Source organism: Bacillus sp. J33 (assembly GCF_000518885.1).
GTDB lineage: Bacteria > Bacillota > Bacilli > Bacillales > Cytobacillaceae > Cytobacillus.
In genome coordinates, this window is record NZ_JAEL01000004.1 from 63,991 (window position 1) to 81,912 (window position 17,922).

The 17,922-nt window shown below is 40.8% G+C and carries 16 protein-coding genes and 3 pseudogenes; 2 read left to right on the forward strand and 17 right to left on the reverse strand.

The features are described 5' to 3' along the window. Positions 1-13 precede the first annotated feature (13 nt). The 13 genes and pseudogenes from L634_RS30345 to L634_RS0101285 form a co-directional block, all read right to left on the reverse strand. Positions 14-763: a tyrosine-protein phosphatase gene (locus tag L634_RS30345; protein ID WP_051428134.1), complete on the reverse strand. Its 750-nt coding sequence runs from the start codon at positions 761-763 to the stop codon at positions 14-16. Positions 764-781: 18 nt separating this feature from the next. Further along, positions 782-1,576 (reverse strand): PhnE/PtxC family ABC transporter permease, encoded by a 795-nt coding sequence (locus L634_RS0101235; protein ID WP_026580869.1) that lies wholly within the window; start codon positions 1,574-1,576, stop codon positions 782-784. Positions 1,577-1,600: 24 nt separating this feature from the next. Beyond that, positions 1,601-2,398 (reverse strand): phosphonate ABC transporter, permease protein PhnE, encoded by a 798-nt coding sequence (phnE, locus tag L634_RS0101240; RefSeq protein WP_084028794.1) that lies wholly within the window; start codon positions 2,396-2,398, stop codon positions 1,601-1,603. Then, complete coding sequence (gene phnC, locus L634_RS30350) at positions 2,391-3,242, reverse strand: phosphonate ABC transporter ATP-binding protein (protein WP_084028795.1); 852 nt, start codon at positions 3,240-3,242, stop codon at positions 2,391-2,393. The genes phnE and phnC overlap by 8 nt, the downstream gene beginning before the upstream one ends. Then, positions 3,239-4,174 (reverse strand): phosphate/phosphite/phosphonate ABC transporter substrate-binding protein, encoded by a 936-nt coding sequence (locus L634_RS0101250; protein ID WP_051428135.1) that lies wholly within the window; start codon positions 4,172-4,174, stop codon positions 3,239-3,241. The genes phnC and L634_RS0101250 overlap by 4 nt, the downstream gene beginning before the upstream one ends. A 681-nt stretch (positions 4,175-4,855) precedes the next feature. Continuing rightward, a complete protein-coding gene (tatA, locus tag L634_RS0101255) occupies positions 4,856-5,092 on the reverse strand; it encodes a twin-arginine translocase TatA/TatE family subunit (protein WP_026580872.1) in 237 nt (78 codons plus the stop codon). A 73-nt stretch (positions 5,093-5,165) separates the two neighbouring features. Then, positions 5,166-6,614 (reverse strand): alkaline phosphatase PhoX, encoded by a 1,449-nt coding sequence (locus tag L634_RS0101260; RefSeq protein WP_026580873.1) that lies wholly within the window; start codon positions 6,612-6,614, stop codon positions 5,166-5,168. Positions 6,615-6,923: 309 nt separating this feature from the next. Beyond that, positions 6,924-7,322 (reverse strand): (2Fe-2S) ferredoxin domain-containing protein, encoded by a 399-nt coding sequence (locus L634_RS0101265; RefSeq protein ID WP_026580874.1) that lies wholly within the window; start codon positions 7,320-7,322, stop codon positions 6,924-6,926. Positions 7,323-7,364: 42 nt separating this feature from the next. Then, on the reverse strand, positions 7,365-7,796 hold the full coding sequence (gene sufU / locus L634_RS0101270; RefSeq protein ID WP_026580875.1) for a Fe-S cluster assembly sulfur transfer protein SufU: 432 nt from the start codon (positions 7,794-7,796) through the stop codon (positions 7,365-7,367). Between the two features lie 138 nt (positions 7,797-7,934). Next, positions 7,935-8,129 (reverse strand): annotated as a pseudogene (locus L634_RS34100) (SDR family NAD(P)-dependent oxidoreductase); the annotation flags it as partial. A gap of 170 nt (positions 8,130-8,299) precedes the next feature. Continuing rightward, positions 8,300-9,154, reverse strand: coding sequence for a carbon-nitrogen hydrolase (locus tag L634_RS0101275; protein ID WP_026580876.1), 855 nt, complete (start codon positions 9,152-9,154; stop codon positions 8,300-8,302). Then, positions 9,147-10,817 carry an amidohydrolase gene (locus tag L634_RS30355; RefSeq protein ID WP_051428136.1) on the reverse strand — a complete coding sequence of 557 codons (1,671 nt, stop codon included), beginning with the start codon at positions 10,815-10,817 and terminating at the stop codon, positions 9,147-9,149. Before L634_RS30355 ends, L634_RS0101275 begins: the two co-directional genes overlap by 8 nt. Before the next feature lie 12 nt (positions 10,818-10,829). Further along, positions 10,830-12,185, reverse strand: a complete 1,356-nt coding sequence (locus tag L634_RS0101285) for an APC family permease (protein WP_026580877.1) — start codon at positions 12,183-12,185, stop codon at positions 10,830-10,832. A 663-nt stretch (positions 12,186-12,848) separates the two neighbouring features. On the opposite strand from L634_RS0101285, the gene purU reads away from it, so the two are divergent. Further along, on the forward strand, positions 12,849-13,748 hold the full coding sequence (gene purU / locus L634_RS0101290) for a formyltetrahydrofolate deformylase (RefSeq protein ID WP_026580878.1): 900 nt from the start codon (positions 12,849-12,851) through the stop codon (positions 13,746-13,748). A gap of 256 nt (positions 13,749-14,004) precedes the next feature. Here the strand turns inward: purU and L634_RS34105 are convergent. Then, positions 14,005-14,088: pseudogene (locus L634_RS34105) on the reverse strand (cupin domain-containing protein); the annotation flags it as partial. 45 nt (positions 14,089-14,133) lie between these two features. Between L634_RS34105 and L634_RS30360 the strand changes: the two are divergent. After that, positions 14,134-14,696: pseudogene (locus L634_RS30360) on the forward strand (IS110 family transposase); the annotation flags it as partial. A 156-nt stretch (positions 14,697-14,852) separates the two neighbouring features. Here the strand turns inward: L634_RS30360 and L634_RS0101300 are convergent. The 3 genes from L634_RS0101300 to nikD all read right to left on the reverse strand — a co-directional run bounded on the left by L634_RS0101300 (position 14,853) and on the right by nikD (position 17,913). Further along, entirely contained in the window at positions 14,853-16,169 is a 1,317-nt protein-coding gene (locus L634_RS0101300) for an MATE family efflux transporter (protein ID WP_026580880.1), read from the reverse strand. 89 nt (positions 16,170-16,258) lie between these two features. Further along, positions 16,259-17,071, reverse strand: a complete 813-nt coding sequence (nikE, locus tag L634_RS0101305; protein ID WP_026580881.1) for a nickel import ATP-binding protein NikE — start codon at positions 17,069-17,071, stop codon at positions 16,259-16,261. Between the two features lie 14 nt (positions 17,072-17,085). Continuing rightward, positions 17,086-17,913: a nickel import ATP-binding protein NikD gene (gene nikD / locus L634_RS0101310; protein WP_026580882.1), complete on the reverse strand. Its 828-nt coding sequence runs from the start codon at positions 17,911-17,913 to the stop codon at positions 17,086-17,088. Between the last annotated feature and the right edge of the window lie 9 nt (positions 17,914-17,922).

Genomic DNA, 17,922 nt, shown 5'->3' on the forward strand with positions numbered 1-17,922 from the left:
CCTTCTAAAGTCTCTATGAAGCAGCAGCAGTTTCACCCAGACCTAAAAACCGGCGCTTTATTCGATCAATCACATCCATTTCCACACCTTTTGCCATCAAATATTGATCGAAACTCTGATAGGTATGATAAATGTACTCATAGGCTTTTAAAATATAGTCCCGATTTGAATACAAGAACTCCATTGGAATATTTCCATACAGACTTTCGTTCTGATGCATGGACTCCAAGTTAGTGTAGGTTACTTCATAATTTGAGACAATATCTTTCTTTTCCACTCCCGCTAAGCCTAACAGCAGCATGGCTAAGAGACCTGTCCGGTCTTTTCCGGCCTGGCAATGAAAGACAATGCAGCCTTCTTCAGCTTGTTCAATCACATCAAAAATTCTCTTCACCGCATCGTTTTGCTCCAATAAATCAATATAAAAATCTCCCATCGAAATCTCATATGTTGATAGCGTAATATCTGAAACCCGCTCGGTAATAAACGGGATGTTATAATATTCGCAAAAATCCTCTTCTGCAAGCGGGTTTTTATGGGTTTCGATTTCATCTTCTCCTCGAAGATCAATGACAGTCTTCACCCCATACTCTTTTAAAAAGACGATGTCCTCTCGGGAGAGCCTGCTCATATCACTTGATCTTAAAAAGGTGTGCCACTTTGTTTGCTGTCCATATTCTGTACTGTACCCACCTAACTCCCGACAGTTTTCCAGATTATCAATGGGCAAGCGAACCCAATTTAATTTTGCATTCTTCATCATCTTAGTGTCCTCCTCAGGTTAACTGTTCCCAAATTGTATATTATTTTTAATTTTCGTCATTACCAGTTCAACGGCAAACATAAGTATACAGATCATAATGACAATCGTAGTGGTTTGTCCATAGTTATACGTATTAATCGCTTGTGTTAATAAAAGACCAATCCCGCCGACGCCAATAATCCCTAAACCGATTGATTCGGAAATATTGGATTCAAAACACACGGTAATCCAGGCAACAAAAGCAGTAATACAAAGCGGAATCAATCCGTGATAAACAATTTTGAACCAAGAGGCTCCCGTTGACTTCATCGCTTCTATAATCTCGCTGCCTGTCTCTTCAATACTCCCTGTAAACGTTTTGGTCAGATAGCCGACAGCAGAGATCAAGATCGCAACAAAGCCTGACACATTGCCAAAACCCAGACTCGCAATCACCATTAGCCCCCATACGAGTGAAGGAACGGATCGAATGATCGCAAAAAATCCTTTAATAAAAATGGCCAGCAATCGATTTGGTGCAATATTCGATGCTGCCAGGAAGCTTAAAAGCATGGCTAAAAGAACAGCCGCAACCAATGTTAACAAAGCTAATGCTAAACTGGTCACAATATTCAAAAGAGCATCAGGTACAATTGAAAAATCAACAGTCATCATTCTGCTTAAGACGTCGGGAACATTTTCCAACCGATCATAAAATTTTTTAATATCTAAGCTTATAAGTTTCACAGCTGCAAAAAACACCATTCCCAATATAAGAACAAGAAGAATCGACTTGCCCACACTGCCTTTTGAAGTGACTCGAATGTGCTCCATTTGTATTCAGTCCCCTTACATTAATTAAACGAAACGTTTACGAATCGAATTGGTTACTAACTCCGTTAATAAAATAATCATGACGACTACGGCAATAATGGAAATAGCTTCTCCGTATTTAAACAAATTAATATTTGTATCAATTAAGACGCCAATCCCGCCGGCCCCAACGAGACCTAAAACAACTGAAGCCCTGACATTAATTTCAAAGGCAAATAACGTCCAATTAATCCAGGCTGGAACAAACTGAGGAATGACTCCATGAAACAAGATTTGAAAATAAGAGGAACCATTCGCTCGCAGCGCCTCTAGCTTATCCCCAGAAATTTCATCAATCGATTCTGCATAACTTTTACTTAAAAATCCAATCGTCACAAGAATCAAAGCCAAAATGCCAACAATACCGCCTAGTCCAAAAATATAAACCAATAAGGCTCCCCAAATAATAAAAGGGATATTTCGTAAAACTGATACAAAACCGCGGCTAATCACCCGTAATGTTTTAAACTTATTCGTATTTTTCGAGATTAAAACCCCTAATACAAACGCAATAATCGTAGAAATATAGGTGGAGATGACTGCATAGCCAAGTGTATCGATCACCGCTGGAATATATTGTTTTAAATTCTCTGGGTTCGGCGGAAGGAACTTTTCAAAGAAAAACATCACAAAGCTTGGTAAGCCCATGAGCATCTCTATAAAGGAAATCTCTAAATAATAAACCGAAAAAGTCAGCACAGCAAAGATGGCGGCCACAATAACAAAGGTTCTTTTTGAATCTCTTTGACCGAGCGGAATCTTATGAATGGTTTTATTATTCATCGTTTTGTCCCACAGCCAATGGCATTGTCTTGTTTCCTTCATTTTTCAACTGACTTCCGAACGCATATCCGCTCTCACCCTGATGCTTTATTTGCGATTCTTTTCCTTCATAGATATCTCGAATCATTTCTTCCGTTAATTGAGATGGAGCTCCATCAAAAACAACCGCCCCTTTTTTTATTCCGATAATCCGTGTAGCATACTTTTTGGCGTAGTCCACTTGGTGGAGATTTACAATACATGTTAATTTCTTTTCTAAAGAAATCGAATGAAGCTGCTGCATGACAATATTGGCTGAGAGCGGGTCCAGTGACGCGATCGGCTCGTCCGCTAGCAGCAGCTTGGGTCTCTGCAAGATCGCCCGGCAAATTCCAACCCGCTGCATTTGACCGCCAGAGAGCTCATCTGCCCGTTTATAAATTTGGTCTTGGAGCCCTACTTTTTTAAGAAGTTCAACGGCTTCTTTCCTATCTTCATAGGAATAGAGTCCGAGCAAACTCTTGTATAATGGAATGCTGCTTAATTGGCCATGGAGAACATTTTTAATCACATTTGTTCTGCCAACTAAGTTATAATGCTGGAAAATCATCCCGATTTTGGACCTTTCTTTCCGCAATTTCCGGCCGCTCAGTTTCTCGATATGCTGCCCGTCAAATATAATTTCCCCTCCGGAAGGATCCACAAGGCGATTAATGCATCGGATAAAGGTGGACTTTCCAGCACCAGATGGACCGATGACAACAATAAATTCACCCGGGTAGAAATCTAAAGAAATTCCATTCAAAGCTAGTGTATCTTTACCATAGACCTTAACTAAATTTTTTATTGATAATAATGGATTCATTTTGCCTCTTCCTCTAAAGCATTTATAGCATCCAGCATTTCAATCGTAGGATCATAATAGTTTGGTTCAGTCGCTGTAAAACGAGCCTTTGGATCATTATGGACGGCTTCAAAATATTCCTCATCTTCAAATGATACAAACGCATCCCTTAAGGCCTTTTTAAAATCTTCTGGTAAATCCTCGCGAATAATATAAGAAGCATCAGGAATATCCTGTGTACGTCCGATAATTTTGAAGTCATCTTCCTTAATGGTTCCTGCCTCAATCATACTATCCAGCTGACCAATAGCCACTGCCGCTGCATCAAAATCACCCATTATTACACCCATGACACTATTTGCGTGGGATTCGGAAAAGGTAACATTTTCAAAAAAGTATCCAGACTGCTCGACTAACTTTGGATCTAGATCAAACTCTTGAACCAGGGTTCCCTTTGGATAAAGATAGCCTGAAGAAGAAGCGGCATTAACAAATGCAAAGTTCTTTCCTTTTAAATCCTCCATATTGTTGATTTCTTTATTATCCTTTTTTGTAATAAAAGCAGTGTAATATTCATAGCCCTCTACTTGAGGAGTAACTAACAATTCCGCTCCTGCTTTTTTGTCAGCTTGGTAATAGCTCATTGGACTAGCAAGCATAATATCTAAATTCCCACTTGCGAGGGCTTCAATTCCAACAGCGTAACTGCCGCCTTCAAACTCTTTCACTTCCATTCCTAATTCCCCGGAAAGATGATCTCTCAAAGCTGTGTGCATAGAAGCTGCATTTGGATTGTTTTCATTTGGCATTTGAACCAATGTCAATTCTTCCGGCCACCCCTTATTTTCTGTTCCAACGGATTTGGAGGATGTTGAACTCGCTTCATTTCCACACGCTGCCAAAATGGTAATAAGTCCTACTGTTAGAAAGAATTTTGATAATTTTTTCATCATTTTGTTTGTCTCCTTCTTAGAGTTAATTTAAAAATCATTAGATGGATTAGCTACTGGAATTTGCTGGACACTAAAAATCTTAAAACGCCACTCATTAAACACCCTGCTAGCTGCATTTACTTTTTTAAAATAGAGATTGGGATTTGCTCTCACCTCTCATGGTATTCAACTTGTATACAACTAATAATATACAGATGGATTGTTAATTTAATTTTTACCTTGCGTAAAGATTAAATAGATAATTGTAAAGCCGAAATATAAGGTCCGCCCTATCTGCCCATCATTTTTAAAAATGGGATTCTCGCCAAATAAAATTCTAACCTGCACTACTAAATGCTTATTAAAAATCACCAAAAATAAAAAGGCTAGCCCCTAAAAGTTCGTAATCAACGACCTTTAGGGACAGCCTTAGTCTCTTTTGCTATTTTCTTGCCTGCTTTAGAACAGAGCCGGCAGGTGTAGCACTTTGTGCAAGGGGATTTTTGGCGTGGGGTTCCCTTGTTTTCTTCCGTTCGTTTGAGTGGACTTGTGGCAATCACCGAAAAAACTCCCTTCTTATTAGACAGCAGTTGATGCAGTTTAATCATGTTATGTTCAGGGAGCGGTAAGAAGGCTAACCCTATCTGCCTCCCCGTATTCTTCTGCAAAAGTTCCAATTTCTGAAAACAGTATTTTTGGCGGTTAACTCACAGTCTTGCTTTGCTCTGTTTCTACCGACTTTGAATGAGTTTTCTTTTCCGGCTGTTTCGTTTCTTTTTTCTCCTCATCCCCATTTACTAAATCACTGGCTGATTTTTTGAATTCCTTCAACGTACTTCCAAAGGCTCGTCCGATCTCTGGAAGCTTTGAAGGTCCAAAAATAATCAGCGCAATCACAAGGATTAGAATGAGCCCAGGTATCCCAATATTCTGTAGCATCCTATACCTCCAAAATCCGGATGGCAACAATCACCTTCCAGACAATTTCCAACAACTGATATTTATATAGTAATTATAAAATCGGCATTCCGTGACGTTCTAACGCAGCAACCTCCAGTAAGCTCATTCCTTGCTCTTCGGCAAATGCTGCCACTTTGTCGGACACAACCGGGCCGAGGGTGGCAGGTGGAGCCGCATGTCCCATTGCCCTTTGGCGGGCAGCATTTCGCCGTGCAAATGGTCCCCAAATGGCAAACGTGATGCCTGGGCTTTGAATATTAACAAAGAACGTATTTCCATCAGGTGAGAATGTTGGTCCGGCAAACTCAGAGCCATTCAACGTGTTTTCAGCAAAGGTATACACATTTCCCTCAGGCGTCAGGCCAATGATTCTGTCATTCCCGCCGCCATCTTCAGCAATCCAAAGGTCACCCCAAGGAGTCATGCAAATATTATCCGGCATTTCCAAATCATTTTTATCAGTGGATTCATAGAATAGCTCTAATGTATTCGTAGATGGGAAGTAACGGTAAACACGGCCAAGGCTTCCATCACCAGCACTCGTATCGTCAAACCAGAACACTCCTGCAGAGAAGAACGCACCTTCTAAGCGGCTAAACTGAATGCAGCCTTTATCTTTCGCATCTTGCTGTGCGCGTTCAGGATTGATTTCCTTCCACACGACACCAAACTTTTGTCCTTTTTCAAAAGAGCTTGCTTTAGATGCCGGAAGTTCATCTATTGCCAATGCCTCTAATTTCCCGCCTTTCTGAAGGGAACCGAGGGTCTGGGAGCGGTCATTTGGTGTAAACCGATAAAGGAAGCTTGGGCTTGCATCTTCTGTTAAGTACCATATACCTGTTGCAGGATCTACCGCACAGGCTTCGTGGGAAAAGTAACCCATATCGCGGATTGGTGTTTTCGACATTTCGTTTTCCGGGTCAAGCGGATTGACTTCAAACACAAAACCATGTCCCATTTCACGTGTCTCTTCACACGTTAACCAAGTGCCCCAAGTTGTCGCTCCTCCGGCACAGTTACGGATTGTCCCGGAACTTGTCACATACTCCTTAATAACTTTCCGGTCTGAGCCAACGACTAATGCGGTTGTGCCTCCTGCCGCACCTTTGCTCCAAGGGTTTTTTCCGTTTACAGGGTATTGTGAATTTGTGCTGTTTTCATGATTTCGCACAAGAATGGTCGTGTTTTTCTCTCCCTTATATGCAGCCATTCCATCCAACATTGCAGGCACGAGGTCACCGTTCGACATTTTATCGCCCGTTTTGGAAATGATTTTGTAATGGAACCCTTCAGGAAGATCAAGAATTCCGTTTGGATCTTTCACTAATGGGCCGTATCCGCCAAAACCGCTAGCAGGATTGTTCTCAGGTGATGCAGCCAATGTCTTTGTAATGCCGCCTAAAGAGTAGACACCCGTTGCTCCTAAAGCAACTGCTAATGTGCTTGCTCCTCCGGCCTTCAAAAAGTCGCGTCTGTTCATTCCACCATTGCTCGATCTCATACAATCTACCTCCACCTAAATAATTATGGATAGCTTGTCACTCACAGCCGTTTCCACCCCTCATAAGTTACCAGAATATTCTTAACTGGATGTTAAAAAAGTGTAAACTTTAGTAAAGATGGAATTGCATAACACAATATGTTTGTTCAAGTTTCTTTTTGTAAAAAAACCCCTTTATAAGTAAGTCCAAAAAATGGAAGATTGTATGATGATGAGTTTTATCGGTTCTTGTATAGATTCGTATGTGAATCCATATTTATTAAAGCCCCAAAAAAACCTCCATATTAACAGGAGGTTTTAGCTTCCGTATCAAAACTTGCTCTTTTTAGACACTTTCTTAACTTTCTCTGTTTCTTTTTTCACTCCTTTTACGGATCCCGGCTGGACTATAAATCCTTCACTGCCCGCAATATGGCTGATTTTTCCTTTCAGATCATGATCATTAACCATTGAGTCAACAAAAAGAGAAGCATCTTCCGGCTTCAAGTCGCGATACCAACTTCCCTTTGGATAGACGATAGCCACACATTTATCCTGACATCTTCCATTACAGCGTGTCCTTGTTGTGTGAATCTGCTGATCCAAATTCCGATTGGCTATTTCATCCCTTATTGCCTGAGTTAGTTCTTCACCGCCGGCATTATTACAGCTGCTGCCGTTGCATATTAGAACATGATGAATGGTTCGGCTTAAATCCCATGTTGCCAATTCCAACACCTCCAGATAATCGTTATCATTACGATTTATAGGTTATGTTCTCTCCGCTTTGATCAATTTCTCTAATGCCTGCCATGGCATTAATACACAATTATACCTCGCAGGCAGCTTGTGAATATCTTTAAAGCAAATCATATCCTCCAGCCGTTCATCTTCGGTTTCTTTCCCGTCCAAAATCATTTCATTCATAAGTAAAGATAATTCCTGGATCTCTTTCACCGTTCTTCCCTTCGCGACTATTGTAAACATGGATGAGGATGCCATGCTGATAAAGCACCCCTCGCCTATGAACGAGACATCTTCCAGGGTTTCTTCGTCATTAATCCTGGCATACATCGTCATAACATCTCCGCAAGTAGGATTTTTATAATGAATTTTATGTGTAAAGGCATCCATTTTACGGTGGTTTCTTTTGTTTTTTGCATGGTCAAGAATCACTTTTTTATAAAATTCGCTGAGATTCATTCGCTCCCTCCTTTCATTTAAATAGGAATCATTACGATTTAAATATATAACTTATATGATTTAAATTGCAAGTTATAACCTCTATAACAACTATTCCTTTGCGTTTTTAAAATCAAAACAAGCAGGAATCCGTATGAATAAGGCTCTGATAAACATATTTTGTGCTGCTTTGGCAATCCGATAAGAATACGGAAACTTCCCTTTTGCAATTTCTCCACTGTACATCTTAGATAATGAGCCTAGCCGGGATGATAAATTAATAATACGGGGGTATGCAGATTTACGTAAGTAAGTTATGGTTGCTTGTACAGCCCTAACCCCCCCTAAGCAATGACTTATTATATAAATTAATTTCAAATGTAAACAGACTATAAAGATATAAAAAGAGTATTAACCCCCTAAGGATTAATACTCACTTTCAGCTTTGTAATCTATGTAACTCAATAAAGAATAAATCCTTTTTACTGCATTAATTCACTATGGACTACCCCCTTTACCCTACCTTACTTGATCTTTTCTTTCTCTAGTATTTCCCCGTAGGTGTCTGTGCGGCGGTCTCTTAGGAATTGCAGCAGGTTTCTGGCAAACTCGATTTCTTTTAGATCGAGTTCCTGAATGAGGATGCCTTCTTCTTTATCGAGCGATTGAACAATGTCCCCCATTGGGTTACTTATGAAGCTTCCGCCGTAGAAGTGCATATCTTTCTCTTGCCCCACCCGGTTGACCGCTGCCACGAATACGCCATTATGAATCCCATGGGAGGAAATAGCCTTGGTCCAGGTCGCACGGGTCGATAGCTCCGGATGATCTGGCTCCGATCCAATCGCGGAAGGATAAAATAAAATCTCCGCCCCTTTTAAGGTCAAAATCCGCGCAACCTCCGGAAACCATTCATCCCAGCAGATGCCGATTCCAATCCGGCCAAACTTCGTATCGTATACCGGATACCCTGTATTTCCCGGCATAAAATAATATTTCTCATGGTACTGCGGCCCGTCCGGAATATGATTTTTCCTCGTTGTTCCCAAGTACGATCCATCGGCATCAAACACAGCCGCACTATTAAAATAAACACCTTTTGCCGCCCATTCATAATACGGAACAATCAACACAATCCCCAGTTCCTTTGCCAGCTCCTGCATTGCTGCAATAGCCTCATGCTCCAAAGGAATAGCCAGCCGATAATTGTCAACCGAAACAGTTTGGGCAAAATATTGTGCATGATACAGCTCCTGCAGGCAGACGATATTAGCGCCATTTGCCGCCGCCTCCCTCACATAACCCTTTGTCTTTTCCACATTCACTTCCACCCGCTCATCACAAGCCAACTGTATTAACCCTACCTTTACTTTACTCATACCGAAACCTCCTTTGTATTAAAAGGCCGGTAGAACCGTCCCCTTGGACTTGGTCTTGGTCCCCATGGGCAATCTCATGAACAACCTTCCCATCCACCATAGTAAAAACAACCTTAGCCTCTTTTATTTCCTCGCAAGGCACGGTAAACAAATTGCAGTCTAGGGCAATTATATCGGCCCATTTCCCGGCTTCAATCGTACCTAGTTCTTTTTCACGGAATGAGCCGTAGGCAGGTGCCGCCGTATAAGCAAGCAGCGCATCCTTTAACGAAATTCGTTCTTGCTCACCCCATACAACCCCTTCATCATCCAGCCGCGTCACCGCCCGATGTACCCCCAGAAGCGGATTTAACTCGACTACCGGATAATCCGAACTAAAAACCATCGTTGCTCCCTGATCCATCATTGTCTTTAGTAAAAAATTATAGTTCATCCGCTCGGCTCCAATTAAATCCTCATAGACCGCCCGCTGGGTAACATTGATGTGCTCCGGCTGAACAGAAGCAAGAACCCCTAACTCGTGAAATCTTTTAATATCATCTGGATGAATCATTTCTACATGCTCAATGGAATGTCGGGCGTCCCTTGCCCCATTTTCCTGGCGGGCTGCCTCAAAGCAATCCAAGGCAAATTGAACCGCACCGTCCCCAATACAATGGAACCGGACTCGAAAACCTTCTCTATCTGCCTCGACTGTCCATTTCTTCAAATCCTCTTTTGGAAATACCGTACTTCCGACAACACCGGGATTATTGCTATACTCATCAAGAAGATAGGCGGTATAGCTGGTCGTTACCCCATCGGCAAACTGCTTAAAACCGCAGAACTGCACCATATTGGACGTGAACTTTTCACACAAGCTTCTGGCCTGCGTTAAATCCCCGGTTAACGGAGCAACAAAATGAACTCTTGCCGTCAGCTTGCCCTGTTCTTCATAAGATGCATATAAGTCCGCTTCCTCTACACTCATTTCCGGAACCCGCAGTAAATCATGGACAGAAGTGACCCCAAATTTCGCCGCTTCAGCCAAAAACCGGTCAAGCAGTTTCTCTTTCACCTCAAGACTAATAGGAAGAACTTTCGTAACCAGACCCACGGCATGCTCCACCAGCAATCCTGTAGGCTCTCCATGTTTATCCCTACCTATTTCACCGTACAGAGGATTCTCGGTATTTTTATCTATGCCCGCTAATTCCAATGCCTTCGAATTCACCCAGGCACTATGGAACTCCGCCTGGTATAACAGCACAGGACGATCAGGAATCACCTCGTCCAAATAGGACCGGTGAGGTTCCCCCTCTTCCCATTGGTTCTGTTCCCAGCTGGACCCAATGATGAATGGGTCATTCCCACGTTTATCTGCATACGCTTTGACCATCTGCGCAGCTTCACGAGCCGACCGGGCCGAATGCAGCCGAACACTGTCATTCAAAAGGCCGCCCATAAGTAAATGGATATGAAAATCATGGAAGCCCGGCATGACCAACTGCTCCCCAAAATCATAAATTCTTGTTTTTTCATCAGTGAAGTTTGAACAATCACCATAATCTACGACTTCGACAATTTTATTATCTTTAATTATTATAGATGCCGGAACGGGACCGTCCGTCACTCCAGTGAAAACAGACTTTCCGCTAATTACAACATCGGCTGTAAATGACATTTTGCTTCCTCCTTATACTGAAAGATCCTTACCGGTTTCATCAAACTCCATTTGCGGCGGCTGAACCCGAAACATTTTTGTTTTAAACATGAGATAAACCAAGCCCACAGTAGCCCAAGCCCCCCCTAAAAGCATCGATTTACTATCCAAATCACTCCACAATTTCACGGTAATCATCGCTCCAATCAACGGCAGAATCAGGTACAGAACCGTTCCCTTGAAGGACCGCCGCTTCCCTTTCACATAATAATGGGCAATGACACTGAGGTTGACGAAAGTAAAGGCAAACAAGGCTCCGAAATTAATAAAGGATGTAATCGTTACTAAATCCGTAAACAAAGCAGCTAAGGCAATAATGCTGACAAGAATGATGTTATTCGCCGGTGTCCGAAACCTGGGATGAATAAAGGCAAAAAACTTCTTTGGAATTACCGAATCTCTTCCCATCGCAAACAGGATGCGGGATACACTGGCATGAGACGCCATCGCAGAGGTAAAGCAGCAAACAACCATCGCGGCAATAAAGAGAGCATTAAAAAATGTCCCGCCAATCATTTTTGCCACTTCAATGGCAGCTGTATCAAGATTTTTGTAGGAAGTAAAATCTGGATGAATTAAATGAGCAAGATAGCTAATACCGATAAAGCAAGCTCCGGCAAAAAGGGTAACAAAGATAATCGCTTTTGGAATAGTCTTAGTTGGCTCAATCGTCTCTTCCGCAAACGTGGTTAACGCATCAAATCCTAAAAACGATAAACAGAGAATGGAAGCACCTGCAAAAATGGCCGCCATAGAGGTTTGCTGATTCATAAAAGGCTCGAACGAAACAAGGGCACCTTGTCCAGTACCGCTTAGCAGGGCATTAATGCTTAGAATGCAGAAGAAAATCAGAACAAGGTATTGAAAGCCAAGAAGAATCATGTTCATGGTCACGGTAACCTTCATCCCCATCAAATTTAATACGGTTACGATAACAATCATACTAATAATCCACACACTTAATGGAACGGATGGAAAGTTTTCTGTTAAATAGAGACCCATAATAAGAAAGTTAATCATTGGAATAAACAGATAATCCATTAAAATAACCCAGCCTACCATGAAACCAATATGCGAGCTGATTGACTTTTGGGTATAGGAATAAGCCGAACCCGCGATCGGATAGGCTTTTCCCATCCTTCCGTAACTGTATGCGGTGAACAGCATGGCTACAAGGGCCACAACATATGCGGCAGGCGTGACCCCCTTCGAAACCGACTCAACAATTCCGAAGGTCGAAAAAACAGTCAGTGGTGCCATATACGCAAGCCCCAGCAAAACAAGATGGAAGAAATTCAAAGACCTTTTCAACTGAACGGTGCTTTCCATAAAACACACTCCCCCTTTTGCCATTGTAGAGTGCAATTTTTGTGCCAAGCCTACAAATCAGGGATTATTTTTAATTTTCCGAAAATACGATATTTTCAATGCAAAATATGTAATGCACACTTGCATAATCTATGCCAGAGTGCATAGGAGTAAATTTTTGTTGCAATAGATCCTATATAAATGAATAACGGTATTGAAATGAACTTTTTTGGGGAATAACGAAGCATAATAGCGGAGAGATGATTTAGAGCTGCCTATTAGAAGTTATGCATTTTCTGATTAATAGATATTTTTTCACTAGGTTGCATTAAATTAATTCCACTATTAAAAATACTCAAATTGTTCATTTTTCCTGCTTTTCGCAAAGAAAAGGTCCTTTATAATGGATAAGTCAAGTGATAACCCGTCCAAATCCACTATTAAAGAACACTCACATAGGCAAGATTTCAGGAATAACTGAGGAACGACTATTGCTAGTTTAGTTGAAAATCAGAAGTCCCCAAATCACTAAAAATCCTTAAGTAGTTTTAGGGTGTCCTTTTAAAGATTTCATAGAATTGTGATAAAAGTAATTCCAGATAAGCTTTTAATAAAAATTCCTTAACCATTTAAGCGTACTGTTGTATAATGTTTTTCATTACTTTATAGAGAGGTTTTTATCACATGAATTCCACAATTAATAATCAAATAGCACTATTTCAAGAACGAAATCAAAATCGCGGACGCCTTTTAGTTAGTTGTCCTGACCAGCCTGGGATTGTATCAGCGATCTCAAAGTTTTTGTTTTCATATAATGCAAATATTATTGAATCAAGCCAATATTCAACAAATCCTGAAGGCGGAACATTCTTTATTCGCATCGAATTTGAATGCCCACAATTAAAAGAAAAAGCAAAGGACATGGAGCAGCAATTTACACAAATCGCTGAGGAATTTTCAATGGATTGGACGTTTACACATGTGTACAAGGTAAAAAAGACAGCGATCTTTGTGTCAAAAGAACTGCACTGCCTGCTTGAGCTTTTATGGGAGTGGCAAAGCGGCGATTTAATGACAGACATTGCCCTCGTCATCAGCAATCATGAAGAAGCGAGAGATATTGTCGAAGGATTGAATATTCCTTTCTATTATATACCGGCAAACAAGGATATTCGCGAACAGGTTGAAGAAAAACAACTGCATCTGCTAAAAGAGTATGATATTGACTTAATTATTTTGGCGCGCTATATGCAGATCTTAACACCAGCATTTGTGGAGGCAAATCCAAAGAAAATCATCAATATCCATCATTCCTTTTTGCCTGCCTTTATCGGAGCACGACCATATGAACAAGCATTTAACCGTGGTGTTAAACTAATTGGGGCAACCTCGCACTATGTCACAAACGATCTTGATGAAGGTCCAATTATTGAACAAGACATAAACCGTGTCGATCACCGCGATGATGTCGACAGCCTGAAAAAAATCGGCCGCTCCATTGAACGCAGCGTACTGGCAAGAGCAGTGAAATGGCATTTAGAAGACCGGATTATTGTGCATCAGAATAAAACGATTGTATTTTAATGTGGATCCCCTTTTTGAGAGATTTTTTCATTTATTATGTCATATACAGGTAAATACTTAAGAAAAACGCAGGCGCCTTGCCCAAGTAACGCAGACTATGAACGCCACGTCCCCTGGCAGCCTCTGCATGCCCAGCGTCATCCCCAAAGCAGCCGATTTTGGTCGTGCGATGAATTTGCTGACGAAGCTTCCCTTGTCCTGCGGGCCTCAAGCATAAGACGAGCTTCCCGGGAAGGCGTTTTTTGCCTTTCTGGGAGTCCTCATTTTTATGCTGGTACCAGACAAACTCTCCTTTAAATTTCGCTAGCTTTACATATGAATCATTGAGTTCTCCTACAATTCTTGGATTCCAGTAATCATTAAATAACGTAAACTTTTCAGCTAGCTACTAGACTGGATTAAAGAGCATGATTGTACTCATGTTTCCATGGAAAGCAAAAGTGTTTACTGGAAACCGATTGTGAATTTACTAGGAAGGATTGAATTTTTAGTAGTTAATGCCCAACACATCAAGGCTGTTCCAGAGCGAAAAACAGATGTCAATGATGCCGGGTGGATTGCGAAACTTCTTCGTCATGGATTATTAAAACCGGGTTTTATTCCCGACCGAAATCAAAGAGAGTTACGGGAGTTAGTTCGCTATCGTCGAAGTATCATACAAGTGCGAGCTAGACAACAGAACCGAATTCAAGGGTTGGAAGGGGCAAACATCAAGCTTAGGTCCGTTGCTTCAGAAATTATGGGTGTTTCATCTTTGGAAATGCTTCGTGCAATTGCGGATGGAGAAGGTGATCCTGTTATGCCTGCAGCTTTGCCCGCAAAACGTTAAAAAAGAAAAAGGATGAACTTGAGTTAGCCTTACGAGGATACATTAGTCCTCATCAACGGATGATGCTCAAAACAATCCTTGCACATATGGACTTTCTAACAGCACAAATTGAGATGTTATGGCAAACTGGACCGTTTTTATTAAAGAAATCATGAAAATGGTCTTAGTTTTGTCTGTTTTTTTTCCTGGGCTATAGCACCCATTTGGATAGGACTTATATGTTTGACCTTGTTTGGTATAATTTTTGTTAAATCTACTATACTAAATTGTAACTTTCAGACCCCATCCTCTAGGTGCCATATTTTCTTATTTAATTTAGGAATATACATGACCAAGAAGCCAGATCGGCCAATAGTATAGATAATAAAGGCAAGCCATAGGCCATGATTATGCCAGATTGGGGTTATTGTAATTTGTATAATGATATAGATAATCATTGCGTAAATCATAGAGTTTCGAACGGGGGCAATTTCGGTCGCTCCTGTAAAGACACCATAAATAACAAGGCCAAAACAAGCAGCAAACGGATAGATGATGAGCCATGCTCCATATTTAGCTGCATGTTCGATAACACTAGATAAATTTGTAAACATCCCGATAATAATTTCTTGAAATAATCCATATACACAGGCTGTAACAAAAGCCGTTATCACCGACCATTGCCTAGATAAAGTAAGCGTTTTTTTAAATAATTTATGGTCATTGGATCCTATCGCTTTGCCAGCAAGAATACTAGAGGCATTAGCGAATCCATCAAATAAATAAGCCATTATGTAATGAATTTGAAATAATACAGCGTTGGCAGCTAGAATTTCAGTACCATACGAAGCACCTTTTGCTGTAAACATATTAATAACCACCAATAAACAAATCGTTCGAATAAACAAATCCTTGTTAACGTTAAACATTTTTTTCATAGATTGTGTATCTATAAGTACTTGGATAGATGGTATTCTCCACTCTAACGGTGATGCCTTCAAAACGATGAGCAACCCTAATATGAAGGCTGTAATTTCAGCAATTAAAGTGGCCGCAGCGACCCCTTTTACGGCAAAAGAAAAGACATGGACAAAAAGAATAGCCAAAGTCATATTCAAAACATTCATTAACACTTGTAAATATAAAGATTCTTTAATCTTAGCCATCCCCATTAACCAGCCAAGAATAACATAATTCATCAATACAAATGGGGCTCCCCATATTCGAATGCGAAAATATTCAACTGCAAACTTACTTACATCAGAATCAGGTGAAATCAATATGAGAGTTGTATATTCAATCGGCCATTGTAAGAGAATAAAACACATCCCTACAATTAAAGCTAATAAAAATGGGCGTGATAAAGCAAGTACTTCTTGAGTTGAATCGCTTGCCCCGTTAGCTTGTGCGGCAAAAGCAGATGTGCTGACCCTTAAAAAACCGAATACCCAGTACAAAGTGTTAAAAATAAGGGTCCCAACGGCAACACCTCCAATATAAGCAGGATTAGGCAATTGCCCGGCTACGGCTGTATCTACAGCCCCTAATAATGGCTGTGTCATCGTGGAAATCGTTAGAGGGATCGCCAAAGCAAGATATGCACGATGATTCATCCAACTTTCCTCCTTCTAAAACCAAAGCCCCGATTATAGGAAGAGATCGGGACTTGGAATAAAAATAAATACGATTATCTTAAGTATTGCTAATCATTTGTTCTAATAGAACGAAAGCGCGGGTGCTCGGCAAGTATGGAGCCTCTCATTTCTTTAACAACAGGATGATCTGAAGCAAAAAACTGATTTTTTGAATCGTATAGCTCGACTAATTCTCCTTTTTCTAGAACAGCTAATGTATCACTAATCGTATAGGCAGCTTTAATATCATGTGTAATAAAAAGATAAGACAACCCGAGCTCTTCTTTTAGCTCCCTTAATAATTCTAAAATAAGATTTTGATTTACCATATCCAGACTGCTTACAGATTCGTCTAAGACGATCAGCTTTGGCTTGAGTGAGATTGCTCTGGCAATATTGATCCTCTGCAATTGCCCGCCGCTAAATTGATGCGGATATTTTTTTAAATCCCCTTCACTTAACCCTACCCTCTCCAATAATTCAACAACGGTTCGTTTTTGTTCAGCTGCTGTTAGCTTTTCATAGTTTTCTAACGGCTCTGCAATAATACGTTCGGCCGTCATGCGGGGATTGACCGATGAGTATGAATCCTGAAAGACAGCTTGAAGATCACGGCGGATTTTTTGGCGAGCATGCTTATCAGCGGTATAAATATCATGCCCTTGAAACAGAACTTGGCCATATTTTGGCCGTTCCAAACCAAGAATTACTTTTCCTAAAGTACTTTTACCAGCTCCGCTCGTACCCAGCATTCCTAAGCATGTTCCTTCCTCGATAGAGAGTGATATATCAGAAAGTACTTTTTTAGAACGGTCTTTCCAATTGAAAACCTTTCGGGATCCGTAGCTATGAGTTACTTCATTTACTAATAATAAACTCATTTGTTCACCCCTTATCAAGCCAAATGGATGATCGTTTCATCTAAATGTAATATTGAGCGTGCATTTAATAGTTTCTTCGTATACTCATGCTGTGGCTTATCAAATAACTGAAACACATCCGCTTTTTCTACTATTCTGCCATTCTGCATGACGGCTACGTCATCTGCCATTTCAGAAATGACTCCAAGATCATGGGAGATTAATAAAATAGCTGACCCATATTCAGAGCGAACTTTATCTAAGTGGTGCAGCACTCTCTTCTGATTATTTACGTCAAGTGCAGTTGTCGGTTCATCGGCAATAATGACAGCTGGATGCAAGCATGCCGCAATAGCGATCATCACCCGTTGAAGCATGCCGCCGCTCAATTGAAAAGGATAGTTTTTCAAAATCCTAGCGGGATTTGGCAAGTTCACATGATGCAACGCCTCGATGGCAAGTTCAGCTGCTTGTTTTTTATTCCATTGCGTATGTGAACGGATGGTTTCAATAAATTGATGGCCAATAGTAAAAACGGGCGTAAAAGCATTCATCGGGTTTTGCATAATAAAGGCTATATCCTTGCCACGGACCTTGCGCATTTCTTTTTCGTCCAATCCGTTCAATTTGCGTCCTTGTAATACTATACTTCCTTCAACATTTGATGTTTTCCGATCAAGCAGTTGAAGAATGGACATACTTGTGACGGTTTTACCGCATCCGCTTTCTCCAACAAGACCAAGTACTCTCCCCCGCTTTAGTTCAAAATTGATATCTTGAACGAGGGTGGTACTACCATTTATCGAGTTTACCTCTACATGTAAATTTCTAACTTCTAACACATTCGACTGTTCAATTCCCATTACTCTCAT